The organism is Polynucleobacter sp. AM-26B4, from assembly GCF_018882285.1.
Classification (GTDB): Bacteria; Pseudomonadota; Gammaproteobacteria; order Burkholderiales; family Burkholderiaceae; genus Polynucleobacter.
This window is the reverse complement of the sequence record NZ_JACVOT010000001.1, coordinates 431,614-449,241: the sequence shown is the minus strand read 5'-3', so window position 1 is coordinate 449,241 and position 17,628 is coordinate 431,614. Positions and strand designations below refer to the sequence as shown.

16 protein-coding genes are annotated in these 17,628 nt (G+C 45.5%); 12 read left to right on the top strand and 4 right to left on the bottom strand.

Going from position 1 to position 17,628, the window contains the following annotated elements; all coding sequences use genetic code 11:
* Window positions 1–113: 113 nt before the first annotated feature.
* A complete protein-coding gene (gene argH / locus ICE88_RS02185) occupies window positions 114–1,544 on the bottom strand; it encodes an argininosuccinate lyase (RefSeq protein WP_216248927.1) in 1,431 nt (476 codons plus the stop codon).
* A gap of 41 nt (window positions 1,545–1,585) precedes the next feature.
* On the opposite strand from argH, the gene hemC reads away from it, so the two are divergent.
* Genes hemC through ICE88_RS02165 form a run of 4 tightly spaced genes read left to right on the top strand, consistent with a single transcriptional unit; the run spans window position 1,586 to window position 5,252 of the window.
* Window positions 1,586–2,530 carry a hydroxymethylbilane synthase gene (gene hemC / locus ICE88_RS02180; protein WP_255535169.1) on the top strand — a complete coding sequence of 315 codons (945 nt, stop codon included), beginning with the start codon at window positions 1,586–1,588 and terminating at the stop codon, window positions 2,528–2,530.
* A 15-nt stretch (window positions 2,531–2,545) separates the two neighbouring features.
* On the top strand, window positions 2,546–3,340 hold the full coding sequence (locus tag ICE88_RS02175; RefSeq protein ID WP_216248924.1) for a uroporphyrinogen-III synthase: 795 nt from the start codon (window positions 2,546–2,548) through the stop codon (window positions 3,338–3,340).
* Between the two features lie 8 nt (window positions 3,341–3,348).
* Complete coding sequence (locus ICE88_RS02170; RefSeq protein ID WP_216248922.1) at window positions 3,349–4,056, top strand: uroporphyrinogen-III C-methyltransferase; 708 nt, start codon at window positions 3,349–3,351, stop codon at window positions 4,054–4,056.
* The gene (locus ICE88_RS02165; protein ID WP_216248920.1) at window positions 4,056–5,252 is read left to right on the top strand and encodes a heme biosynthesis HemY N-terminal domain-containing protein; all 1,197 of its coding nucleotides are present in this window, start codon (window positions 4,056–4,058) and stop codon (window positions 5,250–5,252) included. Before ICE88_RS02170 ends, ICE88_RS02165 begins: the two co-directional genes overlap by 1 nt.
* Window positions 5,253–5,257: 5 nt before the next feature.
* Here the strand turns inward: ICE88_RS02165 and ICE88_RS02160 are convergent, their stop codons facing one another.
* Window positions 5,258–6,649: an aldehyde dehydrogenase family protein gene (locus ICE88_RS02160; RefSeq protein ID WP_216248919.1), complete on the bottom strand. Its 1,392-nt coding sequence runs from the start codon at window positions 6,647–6,649 to the stop codon at window positions 5,258–5,260.
* A gap of 148 nt (window positions 6,650–6,797) precedes the next feature.
* On the opposite strand from ICE88_RS02160, the gene msrA reads away from it, so the two are divergent.
* The gene (msrA, locus tag ICE88_RS02155) at window positions 6,798–7,337 is read left to right on the top strand and encodes a peptide-methionine (S)-S-oxide reductase MsrA (protein WP_216248918.1); all 540 of its coding nucleotides are present in this window, start codon (window positions 6,798–6,800) and stop codon (window positions 7,335–7,337) included.
* A 14-nt stretch (window positions 7,338–7,351) separates the two neighbouring features.
* Here msrA and pdxH read toward each other — a convergent pair whose 3' ends face one another.
* Window positions 7,352–7,987, bottom strand: coding sequence for a pyridoxamine 5'-phosphate oxidase (pdxH, locus tag ICE88_RS02150; protein ID WP_216248917.1), 636 nt, complete (start codon window positions 7,985–7,987; stop codon window positions 7,352–7,354).
* Between the two features lie 65 nt (window positions 7,988–8,052).
* Here pdxH and ICE88_RS02145 point away from each other — a divergent pair, with 65 nt between their 5' ends.
* From ICE88_RS02145 to ICE88_RS02115, 7 genes are all read left to right on the top strand, one after another.
* A complete protein-coding gene (locus ICE88_RS02145; RefSeq protein WP_216248916.1) occupies window positions 8,053–9,957 on the top strand; it encodes a DUF294 nucleotidyltransferase-like domain-containing protein in 1,905 nt (634 codons plus the stop codon).
* 1 nt (window position 9,958) lies between these two features.
* Complete coding sequence (locus ICE88_RS02140) at window positions 9,959–10,597, top strand: PolC-type DNA polymerase III (protein WP_216248910.1); 639 nt, start codon at window positions 9,959–9,961, stop codon at window positions 10,595–10,597.
* A 164-nt stretch (window positions 10,598–10,761) separates the two neighbouring features.
* On the top strand, window positions 10,762–11,058 hold the full coding sequence (locus ICE88_RS02135; protein ID WP_216248909.1) for a hypothetical protein: 297 nt from the start codon (window positions 10,762–10,764) through the stop codon (window positions 11,056–11,058).
* Window positions 11,055–11,633, top strand: a complete 579-nt coding sequence (locus tag ICE88_RS02130) for a tetratricopeptide repeat protein (RefSeq protein ID WP_216248908.1) — start codon at window positions 11,055–11,057, stop codon at window positions 11,631–11,633. Before ICE88_RS02135 ends, ICE88_RS02130 begins: the two co-directional genes overlap by 4 nt.
* A gap of 99 nt (window positions 11,634–11,732) precedes the next feature.
* Window positions 11,733–11,996 (top strand): DUF4212 domain-containing protein, encoded by a 264-nt coding sequence (locus tag ICE88_RS02125; protein WP_216248899.1) that lies wholly within the window; start codon window positions 11,733–11,735, stop codon window positions 11,994–11,996.
* Between the two features lie 2 nt (window positions 11,997–11,998).
* Window positions 11,999–14,113, top strand: coding sequence for a sodium:solute symporter family protein (locus ICE88_RS02120; protein WP_216248897.1), 2,115 nt, complete (start codon window positions 11,999–12,001; stop codon window positions 14,111–14,113).
* Between the two features lie 98 nt (window positions 14,114–14,211).
* Window positions 14,212–15,045, top strand: coding sequence for a ThiF family adenylyltransferase (locus ICE88_RS02115; protein WP_370624416.1), 834 nt, complete (start codon window positions 14,212–14,214; stop codon window positions 15,043–15,045).
* A 15-nt stretch (window positions 15,046–15,060) separates the two neighbouring features.
* On the opposite strand, the gene cphA is transcribed toward ICE88_RS02115, so the two are convergent.
* Window positions 15,061–17,625, bottom strand: a complete 2,565-nt coding sequence (gene cphA, locus ICE88_RS02110; protein ID WP_216248893.1) for a cyanophycin synthetase — start codon at window positions 17,623–17,625, stop codon at window positions 15,061–15,063.
* Window positions 17,626–17,628 lie beyond the last annotated feature (3 nt).

Sequence of the window (17,628 nt, the reverse complement as noted above, 5' to 3'; positions counted from 1 at the left end):
AGATTTGATTTAAAAACGGAATCTTCCTAGTCAAAAAAATGGGCTCACTAACAGTGAGCCCATTTTTATTTGGTTTGTTACATTATCTTTTACTTCGGGTGTTACTTTGTCTTTTACTTCATGTTCTTGCGATAAGCTGCAATAGCTTTCTTTACCTGCTCTGGAGCGGTACCGCCCACATGGTTGCGGCTGTTGATAGATCCTTCAAGGGTCAAGACTTTGAAGGCATCCTCACCAATCAGATTGGCTTTATCTCCAAGGTCGCATGCTGCTCTTAAGTCAGCTAAAGATAAGTCTGCTAAGTCGCAACCTTTGTTAGAGCATGCCTTCACTGCATGAGCAACAGCTTCATGTGCGTCACGGAAGGCCAAACCTTTTTTAACCAAGTAATCGGCTAAATCAGTGGCTGTTGCAAAACCTTGAAGTGCTGCGGCTCTCATCACATCTGCTTTGACTTGAATGTGGGGCACCATGTCAGCAAAAATACGCAAGGTGTCGCGCAAAGTATCTGCTGAATCAAATAATGGTTCTTTGTCTTCTTGATTGTCTTTGTTGTAGGCCAAAGGTTGGCCTTTCATCAAGGTCAATAAAGAAATGAGATTGCCGTTCACGCGACCAGTTTTGCCTCTTGCCAATTCTGGTACATCAGGATTCTTCTTTTGCGGCATGATTGAGCTGCCTGTGCAAAAGCGATCTGGCAGATCCACAAAGCCAACTCTTGGGCTCATCCAAATGATCAACTCTTCTGACAAGCGTGAGATGTGTGTCATCACCAATGAGGCTGTGGCGCAAAACTCAATCGCAAAGTCTCTATCCGAAACCGCATCTAAAGAGTTCCGGCATACGCCATCAAAACCCAAGGTTTTAGCAACACGTTCACGATCAATCGGATAGCTCGTGCCTGCAAGAGCTGCAGCACCCAGAGGTAAACGATTGACACGCTTGCGGCAATCAGCCAAACGTTCAGCATCACGCGCGAACATTTCCGCGTAGGCCATCACATGGTGACCAAAGGTGATCGGTTGGGCTACTTGTAAATGAGTGAAGCCAGGCATGATTGTTTCAGCATGCTTCTCAGCTAGACCAAGCAAGCCTGAACGCAAAGTCGTGAGCTCTGACTGAATCTCATCAATCGCGCCACGCAACCATAAGCGAATATCTGTTGCCACCTGATCGTTTCTTGAGCGACCAGTGTGAAGACGTTTACCTGCATCACCAATGAGTTTGGTCAGGCGTGCTTCGATGTTCAGATGAACGTCTTCAAGAGCGAGTTCCCAAACAAATGAACCTGCTTCGATTTCAGAGCGTATCTCTGCCATGCCTTTTTGGATCGCGGCGAAATCTTCCGCACTGATGATCTTCTGTGCGGTCAACATTTCGGCGTGAGCCAATGAGCCCTGGATATCAACCAAGGCCATGCGTTTATCAAAATCAACAGAAGCGGTATATCGCTGCACGAGTTCCGCCACAGGCTCAGCAAAGCGAGCCGACCAAGCTTGGTCTTTGTTGTCTAAAGAATTCTTGTTTTTATCTAAATCTGCCATAAATATAAGTATATTGCCTCAAAGGCCTTATCCTTATGGTTATGACACAAATTTCTTATCCTAAAAAGCTGGTAATTGCCTCCCGAGAGAGCCGTTTGGCGATGTGGCAGGCTGAATATGTTCGTGATTGCTTGAAAAAGCTCTACCCAGAGTGCGATGTCAGTATTTTGGGTATGACCACCCGGGGCGATCAGATTTTGGATAGAACCCTGTCTAAAGTCGGCGGTAAGGGGCTTTTTGTCAAAGAATTAGAGGTTGCCTTGGAAGAAGGGCGATCAGATTTGGCCGTTCATTCCCTCAAGGACGTGCCGATGCAGTTACCGGTTGGCTTTGAATTGGCTTGCATCATGGAGCGTGAAGATGCCCGGGATGCCTTTGTGTCAAATAACTATGCAACTTTGGCTGATTTGCCTCCTGGAGCAGTTGTGGGAACCGCTAGCTTGCGCCGTGAGGCTTCATTGCGTTCACGCTATCCCCATTTGAATATCCAGCCCCTACGAGGCAATTTGGACACTCGTTTGGGTAAATTAGATAAAGGCGAGTACGCTGCCATCATTTTGGCGGCTGCCGGTCTTAAGCGCTTAGGGATGGCTGAACGCATCCGCAGCTTATTGACTCCTGAAGACAGTTTGCCAGCGGCTGGTCAAGGTGCTTTGGGCATTGAAATCAGATCAGGAAGACCAGAGATGAAGAGCTGGCTGGCTCCTTTGAATCACGCCCCTTCAGCGATGGCAGTGACAGCAGAAAGAGCTGTTTCCAGAGCGCTTGGTGGTTCTTGTGACGTTCCTTTGGCGGCCTATGCCATTTGGGAAGGTACTGATTCTTTGTATCTTCGTTCCTTTGTGGCCAGCACGGATGGGCAAAGTATTTGTCGATCTGAAAAGAAGTTATCAATAGCCAGCATGGATCATGCAGACAAGATGGGTTTACAAGTGGCCGATGAGTTGATTGCTCAGGGTGCTAAAGATTTATTACCCCCAAGATAATCTAGACCAAAACTCATGCCCAACATTGTTCTGACTCGCCCACTAGGACAGTCTCTAAGATTGGGAGAGTTATTGCATCGGAAGTTTCCGATGCTGGAACAAATTCAATTGCCTTTGCTGTCGATTGTTCCCAATGAAAACCCTGCAGATGCCAAGCGTTTAAAAGAACTTTTGCCAGTCAGCGATTTGGCAGTTTTCGTGAGCCCTAATGCGGTTGAATGTTCAATGCGTTTGTTGCAAGCGGCATGGCCAAAAAGCCTTCCTGTAGCGGTCGTCGGCGGAGGCAGTTTAGAAGCATTGAGCCATCATGGCATCACGGCTGAGAATGGGTACACCATTCACGCACCCAATAATCCAAGCGAATGGGACTCAGAAGGATTGTGGAAGATTTTGAATCAATCTCAAGCATCTTGGTCTGGCAAGAAGATCCTCTTTCTCAAGGGCATTGGTGGAAGAGCCTGGCTTGGTGAGCAATTTTTATTGCAAGGTGCTGAAATACATTCAGTGGCCACTTATAAAAGAATGCCTTTGGCCGACGATGCCCCAGCCTGGCTCGGTTTAAAAAAATCACTTCCCAATGACTCAATATGCGTTCTAACTTCTTCTGAAGCCACGCGCCATTTTGCTCAATTTTTAAAAGAAAACTCATCATGGGCAGAGTCTTGGTTAAATGAAGCTATGATGTTATGTACGCATGAGCGAATTGCTCAGGTATGCAATGAACTTGGATTTAAAAATATAGATTGGTGTGCTCCAGGCGATGATTCATTGCTTGTGAAAATTGAACAATGGCACACCAATAAAAATTAGGAATTGAAATGGCTGCAGATCTCGATCAAGTAAATACCAAAACTGCTAAACAATTGCAGTCGGAAGCTTTGGGTAAGGGCTTATGGAGAGCTTTGTGGATCGCCATTGCTATTTGTCTGGTTTGGCTAGTGATTGAAGGTGGCTTTCGTCTTTATCATCGCCCAGCTCAGCTTGATGCCAGAGTTGTTGAATTAGAAACTCAATTGAGCAAAGTATTAACGCAAGAAGCTGAAATCAATCTGGCTTTAAAAAGCTCTTTGGAAAATCAAAAAAATCTTGCTCCAGTAGCCAATCAGTTAAATCAATTGTTGAGCCAAGTGGCTCAGTTGCCAATGAATGCATTGCCTGTGGCAGGGGCGCCAACTGTAGCAATTAATGCAGGAACTCAAACCATTATTCAAAAAGTAATGGCAGCTATTCAGGGATTGGGTGATCAGTTGATGCGTATTCAGGTGGTGGGTGATGTGAAGGATGTTGCCATGACCCCAGCTGCGCAAGATTTGATTCGTCAGCAATTGAGATTGCATTTTTTGAGCGCAAGATTGGCTTGGTTGTCTCAACTGCCCCAAGCAAGTAGGGATGATTTAATCCAAGCAGAACAATTGATTGCAAAACATTTTCAGGCGCAAGCGAGCTCGGTGATCCAGGTTCAAAAAAATATCAGCGAACTGCGCGTTGAAATATCTAAAACAATTCCAATTGGCAAGGGTCAGTGATGATGCGTGGCGCATTGTGGTTGGCTTTCTTATTTGCAGCAGCAGTCTTGCTGGCTTTGTTTGCCAGTGGCAATGCTGGTCATATCACCATTTACTTCCCGCCTTATCGCTTGGACACCAGCCTCAATCTTTTCATTGTGGTGGTTTTGGGTGCCTTGATTGTTAGTTTGTTGGCCTGGCGAACCTTTGCTGCGGTATTGGATTTGCCAAAGCAGGCGGCTTTGTACCGCCGCAAGCAGCGCGAAGCTCGTGCGATTGTTTTACTCTCTGAAGCCGTCGAAGATATCTTTGCGGGGCGCTTTTCAAAGGCGCTTAAAGCAGCAGAGGCTGCCAGTGTTAATCAAGCATTATCAGAGACGGCCGCTTTATTGGCGGCTAGAGCGGCGCACCGCCTGAATCGTTTTGATTTAAGAGATCAGTGGTTATCAAAAATACAGTCAGCCAATAAACAGCAAGCTCGCTTGGTAGCTATGGCAGATATGCAAATGGACTCGAATGATCCAGCCGGCGCACTTGCCACCATTGAGCAATTGCAAAAGGGTGGTGCCAGACAATTATTGGTTCAGCGGATTGCGCTCAAAGCAAATCAACAGTTGAAGCGCTGGGAAGAAGTCTTAAGGTTGAGTCATAGCTTGAGTAAGCGCGAAGCCATTCATCCAGTGTTGGCTCAAAAAACAGTGCAAGAAGCTGTGTCGAAATTGGTTCAAGAAAAATCAACTGATCATCAAGCACTTTTAGCTATTTGGAAGAATTTGCCAAAGGCTGATAGAAAAGCATCTAGAGTTGCTTTGGTGATGGCCAAAGGATTATTGGCAGTCGGTCAGCAAGACATTGCTCGTGGGTTGATTGAGGAATCCTTAGATGAGCAGTGGGATGAGTCATTGATTGCCATTTATCCAGATTGCTTGCCATCAGGATCGACGACCTTGAGCTTGGTTCAGAAGATTGAGGCTTGGATGATGAAGTACCCGAGTGAGCCAGCTCTTTCTTTGGCTTTGGCCAAAGTTTGTTTGGCTCAAAAGTTGTGGGGCAAAGCTAAATCAAGTTTGCAAGGCGTGATAAAAGATCCAAAAACAAAACCTTTGCTTAAAGCCAATGCGCACATGAATATGGCCAAACTGCATGAGGCTTTAGAAGAGCCTCATGAAGCCGCGACTCACTATCAATTAGCTGCGCACATCTACGCATCTAGCTAACTGATTTAGCTAAGCCAGCGCAATAATCGTTCTGTGGTTTTATTGTAAGGAGGGTGAGCTAATTTGCTGCCCATCCAGGCTTTAATGCCAAGCAAGCCACGAACCTGAAGAGTTGGCTTGAAATGGCTGAAAGTATCAAAGCCAGCTTGACCGTGATAAGCACCCATGCCACTGGCGCCGATTCCGCCGAAAGGTATTTGTTCAATACCCGCCTGAAGAAGCGTGTCATTGGCAGTAACACTGCCTGAATGAGTCTTTGAGATTAAATGTCTTAATGCCTTTTTATCTTTACCAAACCAGTAGATGCTCAGTGGATGATCTTTTGAATTGATGAATTCAATCGCGTCTTCTTGGGATGACACGCCGATGATTGGCAAGATGGGGCCAAAAACTTCTTCTTGCATCACTAAACTGTGGGGTGCAACTTGAGTGAGTATCACTGGGGTGAAAGGACGGTTTTCTGATTCGGGCAGAAGGGGGCTGACTTGGGCGCCTTTGCTTGTTGCATCAGAAACGAGTTGTTGCCAACGTGATAGTTGCTCCTGGTCGATTGGATGAGTCAACTCAGAAGGATCTTTGAATAGAGTTTCAGCAGCTTTAACTAAAGCATTTTTAAGTTCTGGAATTAACTCATGCTTGATCAAAATGTAATCTGGGGCAACACAGGTTTGTCCGCCATTGATCAATTTGCCGTAAATGATTCTTGTGGCCGCATCTGCTAAGTTCGCATCTTGATTGATCACCACTGGCGACTTACCGCCTAGCTCTAAAGTCAGTGGCGTGAGGTTCTCTGCGGCAGCTCGCATCACTCGCTTGCCAATGGCCGTTGAGCCTGTGAAAAACAAATGATCAAAAGCTAATTCTGAAAAGTCACGAGCAACGTCTTCTCCACCGGTTGTGACGCAAAGCTCAAGAGGATGAAAGAATTCTCCGATGATGGTGGCAAGGTAGCCTGATGTTCTGGGAGAGCGCTCTGAAAGCTTGAGCCAAACTCTGTTGCCAGCTGCTATGGCTGATATGGCAGGAATCAAGGCCAGTTGAATCGGGTAATTCCAAGGGCTGATGATGCCAACCACTCCTTTGGGCTGAGCTTGCACCCAGGCTTTTGATGGTTTTAGATGCATCGGCATAGAAATGTCGCGCATCTTCATCCAAGACTTGAGATGTTTTATGGCGTATTTGGCTGCCTGACGCACCATGGCTAGTTCAGTTAAGCGTGTTTCAACGTAGTGGCGATTACCAAAGTCGGCATGAACCACCTTGCACAAGTTCTCTTCATATTTATCAATCATTGCAATCACACGCTCAATTCGTTCTTTGCGTTCAGCAAAGCTGGGTGATGGGTCATGAGCAAAGGCTTGCTGCAAATCTTCAAGTTGTAATTGGAGAGCGTTCATTTGGTATTGGAGAAAAGTGAATGTGAGAAGTATATGGGGAATTGCTGGAACAAAAAATCAGGGATTTGACTAATACGGGCTAACTGAATGCCCTTGCTTCAAGCAGGTTAATGCCCAGAGGATTAAGATGACATCATTGATATAGAGGATGAGCATCATGAATCAACAAGCAACGTTGGGCGGTGGATGTTTTTGGTGTTTGGAGGCTGTTTATCAACACGTGAGAGGTGTTCATCGTGTTGAGTCTGGTTACGCTGGCGGCAAGGCTTCTGATGCCAACTACGATGCGGTCTGCAGTGGCAGAACCGATCATGCAGAAGTGGTGCGTTTGGAATTTGATTCTTCTGTGATCAGTTTTAAGCAATTGCTAGAAATTTTTTATGCCATTCATGATCCAACGACGCTTAATCGCCAAGGCAATGATGTGGGCTCACAATATCGCTCAGTCATTTTTACTCATGATGAGAGTCAAAAGACCACCGCTATGGAATTAGTCAAGCATTTAGATGAATCTGGAATTTTTGGCAATAAGATTGTCACTGAAATTTCAGATTTGCCAATCTACTATCCGGCGGAAGAGTATCACCAGAATTATTTCAACTTACATCCTGAGCAGGGTTATTGCGCTTTTGTGGTCAGCCCTAAAGTGGCTAAATTCAGAGAGCAATTCAAAGATCTTTTGATGTAAATCAACTAAAGTAATTACGGAGCAAGGCGATCAATTTTCCAGGTATTTTGCTCGAGTGTGTAACGAATTCTGTCGTGTAAGCGTGAAGGCCTGCCTTGCCAAAACTCTGCAGCCTCGGGCCTGACCCGAAAGCCTCCCCAGTGAGGTGGGCGCGGTGGATTGAGGGCAAACTTAAGAGCGTACTCTGCCGCTTTGGCAACCAATTCACCTCTTCCAGAAATCACTTTGCTTTGTGGTGAGGCCCATGCGCCAATTCTTGAGTCTAGCGGTCTTGAGTCAAAGTATTCATCACTTTCTTTTTCAGAAATCTTTTCAACGCTGCCTTCAATTCGAATCTGTCTTTCTAGCTCTGGCCAAAAGAACAAAAGGGCTGCGTGAGGATTGGCCAATAAAGCTTGACCTTTGCGGCTGTCGTAATTGGTGAAAAAAACAAAGCCTTCTTGAGTCACTTCTTTGATTAAAACTATTCTGGCGCTGGGTTTGCCATTTTCATCAACCGATGCTACTGTCATAGCATTGGGTTCAGGTAATTCTGCATGTTGAGCTTGATCAAACCAAATCTTGAATTGATCAACTGGGTTGGCTTGAACATCCTCTTCAGAGAGGCTGCCTTTCATGTACGATTTTCTGAGATCAGCTAGCTTTGTCATAAGAGAAGTATATATAGTCTTTTGTGGCTTTGCTGGATTGTGCTCGAACTAAAAGGAATGAATTGATGTCAATTGAAGTGCCAAAAGAGGTGACCCCATCAAGAAGCTTGGTGATGAATTTGCGTCAGCAGTTGATGCAGGTGATTCCTTTTTCCGAGATGAAAGCAGAGCACGTTGATTTTTTCATCAAATCAGCTAAAGAACATTACTTCGGTCCAGATGAAATCATTCTTGAACCTGCTCATGGAGAAGTTAAGCAATTATTTTTTATTCGTCAGGGCAGCGTTATTTCAAGACGAGGTATGGCAAATGAAGCGGGTGGTGCGCATGAGATTGAGGCAGGTGAATTATTCCCTGTGAGCGCAGCTGTTGCAGGTCGTGCTGTGACTGCGACCTATGCAGCCTTGGGGGATTGTTTTTGTCTGAGAATTTCAGTCGAAACCATGAAGGAGTTGGCTAACTTATCCAGTCCGTTTGCAGATTACCTAAGTTTGCGAATTTTGAAATTCTTAGAGCAGTCTCGCCAAGTTCTACAAAGAACGTATGCATCACAAATTTTTTCCGAACAATCCTTGGAAACACCTCTTGGGCAATTGCCGCGAAAGAAGCCTTTGTTCGTTTCGCCAGACACTCCGATCAAAGATGCTTTGACTCAAATGCATGAGCGTCGCGTTGGCTCAATTTTGGTGAGCAATCAACAAGATGGTTTATTGGGTATATTGACTCGCTACGATATCTTGGGGCGTGTGACTATTCCGCAGATGAGTCTTGATACGCCGATCAAAGATGTGATGACCACAGGCGTTAAAGCTTTGACCATCACTCATACAGCTCAGGACGCTGCTTTGATGATGTCCAAGTTTGGTATTCGACATGTGCCAGTGGTTGACGGCAAAGAGATTGTGAACATCATCTCTGAACGAGATCTGTTTGCCACTCAACGTCTGTCTTTGAAAAACATCAGTACCTCTATCCGATCAGCCCCAGATTTATCGGACATGATTGTTTGCGCCAAAGACATCAGAAAGTTTGCGAAAAATTTGATTGGCCAAGGTGTTCAGGCAAGACAACTCACGACTTTGATCAGTTATTTGAATGACGTTGTATGTGAAAGATTGGTTGAACTCAATGCCAAGAAACATGGCTTGGATTTGAAAGAGTTCGCCTGGATTGCTTTGGGCTCAGAGGGGCGTTCTGAGCAAACGATTGCCACTGATCAAGATAATGCCCTGGTGTTTTCTGGGCAAGCCAATGATGCAGTCAGGGATAAATATTTGAAATTCGCGCTTGATGTGAATCAAGCCTTGGATGCTTGTGGCTACCCTTTGTGTAAAGGCAATGTGATGGCAAGTAATCCAAAGATTTGCTTGAGTGAAGCCGAGTGGTTGGAGCGATTCTCACAGTGGATTGAGCATGGCACGCCTGAAGATCTGTTGAATGCAAGTATCTATTTTGATTTCCGCTTGGTGGCAGGCAATCCTGATTTGCTGGTAGAAATGAAAAACACCGTGATGCAAAAAGCCAAAGCCATTCCGAGATTCATCAAGTTGCTGGCTGAAAACTCATTGAATATGAAAGTGCCTATCAGTTGGCATGGTGGTATTGATACCATCAAGCTCGAAGACAAAGAATGCATTGATTTAAAACTTCACGGCACTGCCATTTTGGTTGATGCTGCACGTATCTATTCCTTGGCAAATGGCATTGGTGACACTAACACCAGAGACCGATTGATTGCAGTGGGTCTTGCTTTGAATATTCCAGAGCGTGAATACTTGGCTTGGGTTTCTGCTTTTGAATTTTTACAAATGTTGCGTTTATCGGTGCAAATTGATTCGCATGCGATTGGTGGAAATTTCAATGCGCTCGAGTTGAGTAGTTTGAATAACATTGACCGCAGAATTCTCAAGGAGTCTCTGAGAGCTACCAGAGATTTGCAGCAGCGCATTGAATTAGATTACGGTCGTTAAGATGTTTTGGTTAAAACGCTTATTCGGGCAGGCCTCTGTCATCAATCAAAATCGCTGGGTTGTTTTAGATGTTGAAACCAGCGGTCTGGATCCACGGCAGGATCGTTTGCTAGCCATTGCCGCTGTGTGCATTCATGTGAACGATGATCAAAGTCTAAAAATAGATATTTTTGATAGTTTTGAGGCTGTCTTGAAACAAGACTTAGCTTCAGATAAAGACAATATCTTGTTGCATGGCATTGGTGCTCAGGCACAAATGATGGGGGAGGACCCTCAACAGGTATTGCGAAATTTCGAGCGTTGGGCAGGGGATGCCCCTTTATTGGCTTTTCATGCGGCTTTTGATGAATCGATGATTCAAAGAGCCTATCAATACCAGCTTGGATACAAGCTTAAAAATACTTGGATTGACGTTGAGCCCCTCGTTTCAGCTTCCTACCCTGAGGTCAAGGCGAGATCCTTAGATCAATGGATGGGACATTTAGGAATTGAGTGTGCAGTGCGTCATCAAGCAGCCGCAGATACCTTTGCCACAGCTGAGCTAATACTGCAAATTTGGCCTAAGCTCAAGCCATTAGCGCCAACGATTGATTTAATGGAAAGATTGGCCCGAGAGTCGCGTTGGTTACCTCGAAATTGAGAATATATACCTTATTTTCCTTAGGGGAAATATTGCAGTAATTATTTGATTTATATAGATAAATAAATAGGGTAATTACTTATTTTCGAATCGCCAAAAAAAATTCATAGTTCGTGTGTTGTAAGAAATCCCCAAATTCGGGGTTTAAACCTTGAGGTAAGAATTTGATTCAGTTTTTGAATGTGTTGCAGTTGGTTTTGTATATCGGTGGTTTGGCTTTAGTGGGTCAAGCGATTCTTTATGCGATTGTCGGTCACAAAAGAGAAACCAATATGTTCTATCAATTGTTTGTGGTCTTGAATAAACCTTGGACAGCTATTGCCAAGTTAATTTCTCCAAAAATGGTTGCGGAGCGACATATTCCAGTTGTAGCTTTTTGTGTTGTTTCAGTTTTATACATCGCAGTGACTCTGGCAAAAATTGAGCACTGCGTATCGATAGGGATGGTTGGCTGCAGATGATAAAAATTGATCTTAAATGGCAGTTGCACAAGTGGCGAGCAATCACATTCATTGTGCTTGGTCGTAGGGCTTGGGCGATTGAAACATTTGAAGATATGTTGGCTGACTATCCAAATGATGCTTATGCATTAGGTAGCTTGGCTCACCTTTATGCGGAGGTGGGTAACAAGCAAGCCTCCGTCGATATGTATAAAAAACTAGTTGCCAAGCCAGATGCTCCTGCATTTGCTTGGTACAACCTTGGCTATCTCCAAGAAGAACTCAAACAGATTGCTGACGCTGAATTCAGCTTTCGTCGTGCTCTTGAATTAAACGAGAAATTAGATCAAGCCTGGTACGGCTTGGGTCTAACCTTGATTCAACAGCAGCGCTTTGAAGAGGCTATCAAAGCCCTTAAGCGCAACACCCAATTGCAGCCTATGAGCCCTTACGCTTGGTATCAATTAGCGCGGGTTCATGTGGATCGTCAGGAACCTGAAGAGGCGGTGAAGATCATTCGCCATCTCAAAGGGTTTGAGCCTAAATTTGCCGCTCAATTAGAGCGGGAAACTGGGCTTGAAGTGAAAGCTTCTTGACAAATCGCGGTTCGGTTGCAAGCCAGAGGTAAAACTCTGGTGAATCGCAAAAGGTTCCGGGGAAACCTGGTTTTAGAGTAACAACGAGGAGAAACTGTTATGCAATTAACGGAATCGCATCGCCAGTATTGGGCAAAAAACCTAAGAATCACGGCCATTTTGTTGGGTCTTTGGTTTGTTGTCACGTACGTGGTCGCTTATATGGCTCGTGACCTAAGCTTTACATTCTTTGGCTGGCCTTTCAGCTTCTGGATGGGAGCGCAAGGATCATTGATCGCTTACGTTTTAATTATTGTCTACTATGCTCATTACATGAACAATTTAGACAAAGAGCACGGTTGTGCTGAAGAAGTGGAGGACTAATCATGGCTGGAATGTCTCCTGATAGCGGTAGCGCGTTCAGTGGTGGCGGTTCAAACGCTGCTTTTAAAAAACAACTTAACAAGGTTTACGCCTGGTACGTTGGTGGTTTCGTTTCATTTGTTGTGATTCTTGGAATCCTAGAACAAATGGGCTTGACTCGCCAATACATCGGTTACGCCTTCCTTGCAGCAACAGTATTCCTCTATGCCGGTATCGGTTTTATGAGTCGTACAAACGATGCTGCTGAGTACTATGTAGCGGGTCGACGTGTTCCTGCTATGTATAACGGTATGGCGACAGGTGCTGACTGGATGTCTGCAGCTTCCTTTATCGGTATGGCTGGTACTCTTTACTTGACAGGTTACAGCGGTCTTGCCTTCATCATGGGTTGGACAGGCGGTTACTGTTTAGTTGCTTTGTTCCTTGCACCATATCTACGTAAGTTTGGTCAGTTCACAATTCCTGACTTCTTAGGTGCTCGTTATGAAGGTAACTTGCCACGCTTCCTAGGCGTAGTTGCTGCGATCTTGTGTTCATTTGTTTACGTTGTTGCCCAAATCTACGGTGTAGGTTTGATCACAACACGTTTGACAGGTGTTTCATTTGAGCTAGGCATCTTCTTGGGCTTGGGCGGTATCTTGGTTTGCTCATTCTTGGGTGGTATGAAAGCCGTTACTTGGACTCAAGTGGCTCAGTACATCATCTTGATCATTGCTTACATGATTCCTGTGGTTTGGTTGTCAGTGAAACAAACTGGTTTCCCAATCCCACAAATCGTTTACGGCTATCAGCTTGAAAAAGTGACAGCTCGTGAAGCAGAGTTGATGAAGGATCCAAAAGAGTTAGAAGTTATTGCGATTTTCAAAGAGCGTGCAGATGCTTTAGGTGCAAAACTTAAAGATATCCCAACAGCTCTAGCTGCTGACAAAGCTGCTGCAGAGAAGAAAGTGGCTGATCTAAAAGCTGCTAACGCTCCTGCTGCTGATTTGGCTGCTGCTGAAAAAGCATTGGCTGCTGTTCCTAAGGACGAAGCTGCTGCTAAAGCAGATTGGACTAAAGCAAAAGCTGCAAACGAAGCAAGAGCTAAGCCTTTGGCTGGTATGCCTCGTCACGCAGCGCAGTACGCTGGCGATCCAAATGGCGATGAAAAGGCAAAAACTGCTTACGACACATCACGTCGTAACTTCTTAGCCTTGATTTTCTGTTTGATGGTTGGTACAGCTGCATTGCCACACATTTTGATGCGTTTCTACACAACACCATCTGTGAAAGAAGCTCGTGAATCTGTGTCATGGTCATTGTTCTTCATCTTCTTGTTGTACTTCACAGCTCCTGCGTTAGCAGTGCTTGTTAAGTATGAAGTGTTCAACGTTCTCGTTGGCACACCATTCGATAAGCTACCAGCATGGATTTCAAGCTGGGCAGCGGTTGATCCAACTTTGTTGTCAGTATCTGACATTAACAAAGACGGTATCTTCCAATTGGGTGAGATGAGAATCGGTGGCGACATCATCGTGTTAGCAACTCCAGAAATCGGTGGCTTGCCATACGTTATTTCAGGCATGGTTGCTGCGGGTGGTTTGGCTGCTGCGTTGTCTACAGCTGACGGCTTGTTGTTGACAATCGCTAACGCTTTGTCTCATGACTTGTACTACAAGATGATCGATCCAAATGCTTCAACAGGTCGTCGTGTAGCAATTTCTAAGGCATTGTTGTTGGTCGTTGCTCTTGCTGCTGCTTATGTAGCTGCACAGAAACCAGCTGACATTTTGTTCTTGGTTGGCGCTGCGTTCTCATTCGCTGCTGCTGCTTTCTTCCCAGCTTTGACATTGGGTATTTTCTGGAAGCGTGCTTCTAAGTGGGGCGCAGTAGCAGGTATGATCGGTGGTCTTGGTATTACCATTTACTATATGGTTACTACTCAGCCATGGATGCGCGGTGTATTCGGCGTGACATCACCAATTGAACTTTGGTACGGTATTGCACCAATTTCAGCAGGTGTGTTCGGTGTGCCGGTTGGTTTTGCTTTGATTATTTTGGTTAGCTTGGTAACACCAGCTCCGAAGAAAGAAGTTCAAGACTTGATCGACCACGTACGTTACCCAACTTTGAAGTAATCAGTTGATTCTTAATTGATGAAACATTGGTGAAGCCCTTCGGGGCTCACATTAAAACCCGCCTCTCGAGGCGGGTTTTTTCTTATATAGTCATGGCTATGGATACAAATCAGGATACAAATCAAAATAGGCGCTTCGCAGGAGTGGCTCGTTTATACGGCGAGACTGGTTTGCAGGCCTTTGAGAAGGCGCACGTGCTCATTGCTGGATTGGGTGGTGTTGGTTCTTGGGCAGTCGAAGCTCTGGCCAGAAGCGGCATTGGTGAGCTGACATTGATGGACTTTGATCACATTGCTGTGAGCAATGTGAATCGGCAGTTGCATGCGATTGAAGATAACTTCGGGAAGTCAAAATCAGAAGCCATGGCCGAGCGAGTCAGGCAGATCAATCCACTGATCAAGCTTAATATCATCGACGAATTTTTATCACCAGACAATTTGGATGCTCATCTGCGTAAGAACGCTGAGAACCCATATTTTGCAGTGCTTGATGCCACAGATGATGTCAAGATGAAGATTGCCTTGGCGGCCTATTGTGAGGGCAGGGACGAGCTTGGTAGAGCTAGGTTAGCTGAGCAAAAAGAACAAGAAATCACAAAACATAATGGTAAAAAGTCTTTAACAATTCCGTTAATCATTTGCGGTGGCGCTGGTGGCAAGCTAGATCCAAGTCGTATCAAGGCAGTTGACTTGGCTAAAACAACCCAGGATCCAGTCTTATCAAAAATTAGATATTCATTGCGTAAAGAATATGGCTTTAGCAATGATCCTAAGAAGAAGTTGGGTGTGACAGCGATTTACTCTGATGAACCGAGGCAAGGTGTGGCCAGCGGAGGATTGTCTTGCGCAGGATATGGTTCTGCTGTGACTGTCACGGCCACCTTTGGATTTGTTGCCGCTGCTGAAGTATTAAAGCTACTTCAAAAGCGATGACCCCTAGAGCTTTGGTCAGCGAACATTTTTGGCGATGTGGGCCAAAGACTCTTCAACCTGATCAACCAAAATAAGGCAAACGTCGCCTGCTTCAATTTGAGATAAAGCTTGGTCTATGGCTAAAAACTCGCCATGGAATTCTTGAATTTTCTTGACTTGTTTTGAGGCCATCAAGCCTTCTCTCATGATGCCAATCACTTCGCCGTCTGGACGGCCACGTTGGCATTGGTCTTCATAGAGAATCACGTGATCGAAGTACTGTCCAAGGATTTCTGTTTGGCGGCGCAAGTCTTCATCGCGACGATCACCGGCACCACTGATCACAACCATGCGTTTCTTGGCAGGCATGTTGATGATGGTTTCTGATAGGGCTTTGATTGCATCTGGGTTATGGCCGTAATCAGCAATCACTGTGGCACCCTGATGTTTGAATATATTAAAGCGACCAGGCACTGTTTGTGAGTCGCTCACAAATGTTTCTAATGCTTCAGCAATCGTTTCCCAAGAAATATTCAATGCCCATGCAGCTCCAACTGCTGCTAGGACATTTTCTACCTGAAAACTGATGCTGCCATTGACCGTGACAGGTACTTGGTTCAAGTCAATATGGAATTCTTTTTTACCTTCGCTTGCAACGATTTTGTTGTTTTCAACAAAAACCACGCGCTGACCTTGAGCACGATGCTTTGCCATCACTGGGTGCTGAATATCTCTTGCGAAGAAAGTGACTTGGCCAGGGCAAGACTTTGCCATCTTGGCAACCATCGGGTCTGCTGCATTAAGAACAGCCATACCATTGCTGGCCACGTTTTGAACAATCACACGTTTAACAGCGGCTAACTCTGAGGTGGTGTTGATGTAATTCATGCCAAGGTGATCGCCTTCGCCCAAATTAGTCACAATCGCAACCTGGCAACGATCAAAGCCGAGACCCTCACGCAAAATACCGCCCCGTGCCGTCTCTAAAACAGCGGCATCAACGTCTGGGTGCATCAAGACATTGCGTGCGCTCTTAGGGCCGCTACAGTCTCCTGTGTCGATTCTTTTGCCATTCACATAAACACCATCCGTGCCTGTATGGCCAACACGCAAACCTTGTTGCTCAAACAGGTGGCTCATCAATTTAACTGTGGTTGTTTTGCCATTCGTGCCGGTCACTGCCACCACTGGAATTCGGCCATCATCTTCTTTACCAAACATGGTTGAAATAATGGCTTCACCAACTGGTCTACCTTTACCGTAAGAAGGATGCAAGTGCATGCGCAACCCTGGTGCGGCATTGACTTCAACAATGCCGCCACCTTGTTCTTCTAGTGGTCTGTAAACGTTGTCACAAACCACGTCTACTCCACAAATATCCAAGCCAACCATTTGTGCTGCGGCAATGGCTGAAACAGCTAGGTCTGGGTGGACGTCATCAGTCACATCAGTGGCGGTGCCACCGGTGCTTAAGTTCGCATTGTTGCGCAAGGTGACGCGCAAACCTTTTGGAGGAATCGAGTCTGGAGTCAGTTGCTGATTCTTAAGAGTAGCAATAGCGATTTCATCGATACGAATCTTGCTCAGTGAAGTGGCGTGACCATCACCTCTTAAAGGATCTTTGTTCACTTCTTCCACTAATTCGCGAACAGTGTTTTTATTATTACCAATCACGTAGGGCGGTTCACGACGAGCGGCTGCTACTAACTGACCGCCGATGATTAAAAGACGATGATCATGTCCTGGCATGTAACGCTCAACAATCACTTCAGAAGAAATGGCTGAGGCTGCTTTAAAGGCAATCTCTATTTGCTCGCGATTATCAATATTGACTGCAACACCTTTACCTTGATTGCCGTCACGTGGCTTGACTGCTACAGGGGACTTGATTTCTAAATAAGCTTCCCATGCTTCTTCAGCAGTGGTCACAATTTTTCCCATGGGTACTGGCACGCCAGCAGCATGGAGTAAGTCTTTGGTTAACTGCTTATCTTGGGCAATTGATTCAGCAATCGCACTGGTAGAGCTTGTTTCAGCAGCTTGGATGCGGCGTTGTTTACTGCCCCAGCCTAACTGAACCATGCTACCTTCGGTTAAACGACGATAAGGGATGCCGCGCGCAATGGCAGCTTCAACGATTGATCCAGTGCTTGGCCCCAGACGAATATCTTCATCCAAATCTCTTAATTGCTTGAGGTATTCATCGAGGTGTGAGCCGTTATCAATTAGAGCTGAACGACATAACTGCATGGCCAAATCAAGTGCCAAGCGACCGACTTTTTCTTCGGTGTATTCAACGACGACAATGTACACACCATCATCAGGTGTTGACATGGTTCGGCTGAAAGTGATCGGGCATCCTGCTTGAGCTTGCAGGTCTCTTGAGCACACCTCTAATGCATGAGCTAAAGAGACGGTTTCATTTTGTGTGTGTGGGCGCAATGGGCCGAGTTGTGGAAAGCGTTCACGCAAGCGAGTTTCAAAACCAGAAATATTGGTGATGATTTTTTCGTTTTCTTCGCACTTGACCAATGCCTCTAGAGAAGTGTGTTTGCCCCAAAAATTAGGACCTCTGAGAGCGCGTATGCGAATTAATTCCATGAT

Coding starts and splice junctions, on each gene's coding strand:
- ICE88_RS02170 (WP_216248922.1), top strand. CDS start 3,349: ATGGCTGCAGATCTCGATCAAGTAAATACCAAAACTGCTAAACAATTG.
- msrA (WP_216248918.1), top strand. CDS start 6,798: ATGAGCATCATGAATCAACAAGCAACGTTGGGCGGTGGATGTTTTTGG.
- ICE88_RS02160 (WP_216248919.1), bottom strand. CDS start 6,649: ATGAACGCTCTCCAATTACAACTTGAAGATTTGCAGCAAGCCTTTGCT.
- ICE88_RS02165 (WP_216248920.1), top strand. CDS start 4,056: ATGATGCGTGGCGCATTGTGGTTGGCTTTCTTATTTGCAGCAGCAGTC.
- cphA (WP_216248893.1), bottom strand. CDS start 17,625: ATGGAATTAATTCGCATACGCGCTCTCAGAGGTCCTAATTTTTGGGGC.
- argH (WP_216248927.1), bottom strand. CDS start 1,544: ATGGCAGATTTAGATAAAAACAAGAATTCTTTAGACAACAAAGACCAA.
- pdxH (WP_216248917.1), bottom strand. CDS start 7,987: ATGACAAAGCTAGCTGATCTCAGAAAATCGTACATGAAAGGCAGCCTC.
- ICE88_RS02145 (WP_216248916.1), top strand. CDS start 8,053: ATGTCAATTGAAGTGCCAAAAGAGGTGACCCCATCAAGAAGCTTGGTG.
- ICE88_RS02120 (WP_216248897.1), top strand. CDS start 11,999: ATGGCTGGAATGTCTCCTGATAGCGGTAGCGCGTTCAGTGGTGGCGGT.
- ICE88_RS02115 (WP_370624416.1), top strand. CDS start 14,212: ATGGATACAAATCAGGATACAAATCAAAATAGGCGCTTCGCAGGAGTG.
- ICE88_RS02125 (WP_216248899.1), top strand. CDS start 11,733: ATGCAATTAACGGAATCGCATCGCCAGTATTGGGCAAAAAACCTAAGA.
- ICE88_RS02175 (WP_216248924.1), top strand. CDS start 2,546: ATGCCCAACATTGTTCTGACTCGCCCACTAGGACAGTCTCTAAGATTG.
- ICE88_RS02130 (WP_216248908.1), top strand. CDS start 11,055: ATGATAAAAATTGATCTTAAATGGCAGTTGCACAAGTGGCGAGCAATC.
- ICE88_RS02140 (WP_216248910.1), top strand. CDS start 9,959: ATGTTTTGGTTAAAACGCTTATTCGGGCAGGCCTCTGTCATCAATCAA.
- hemC (WP_255535169.1), top strand. CDS start 1,586: ATGACACAAATTTCTTATCCTAAAAAGCTGGTAATTGCCTCCCGAGAG.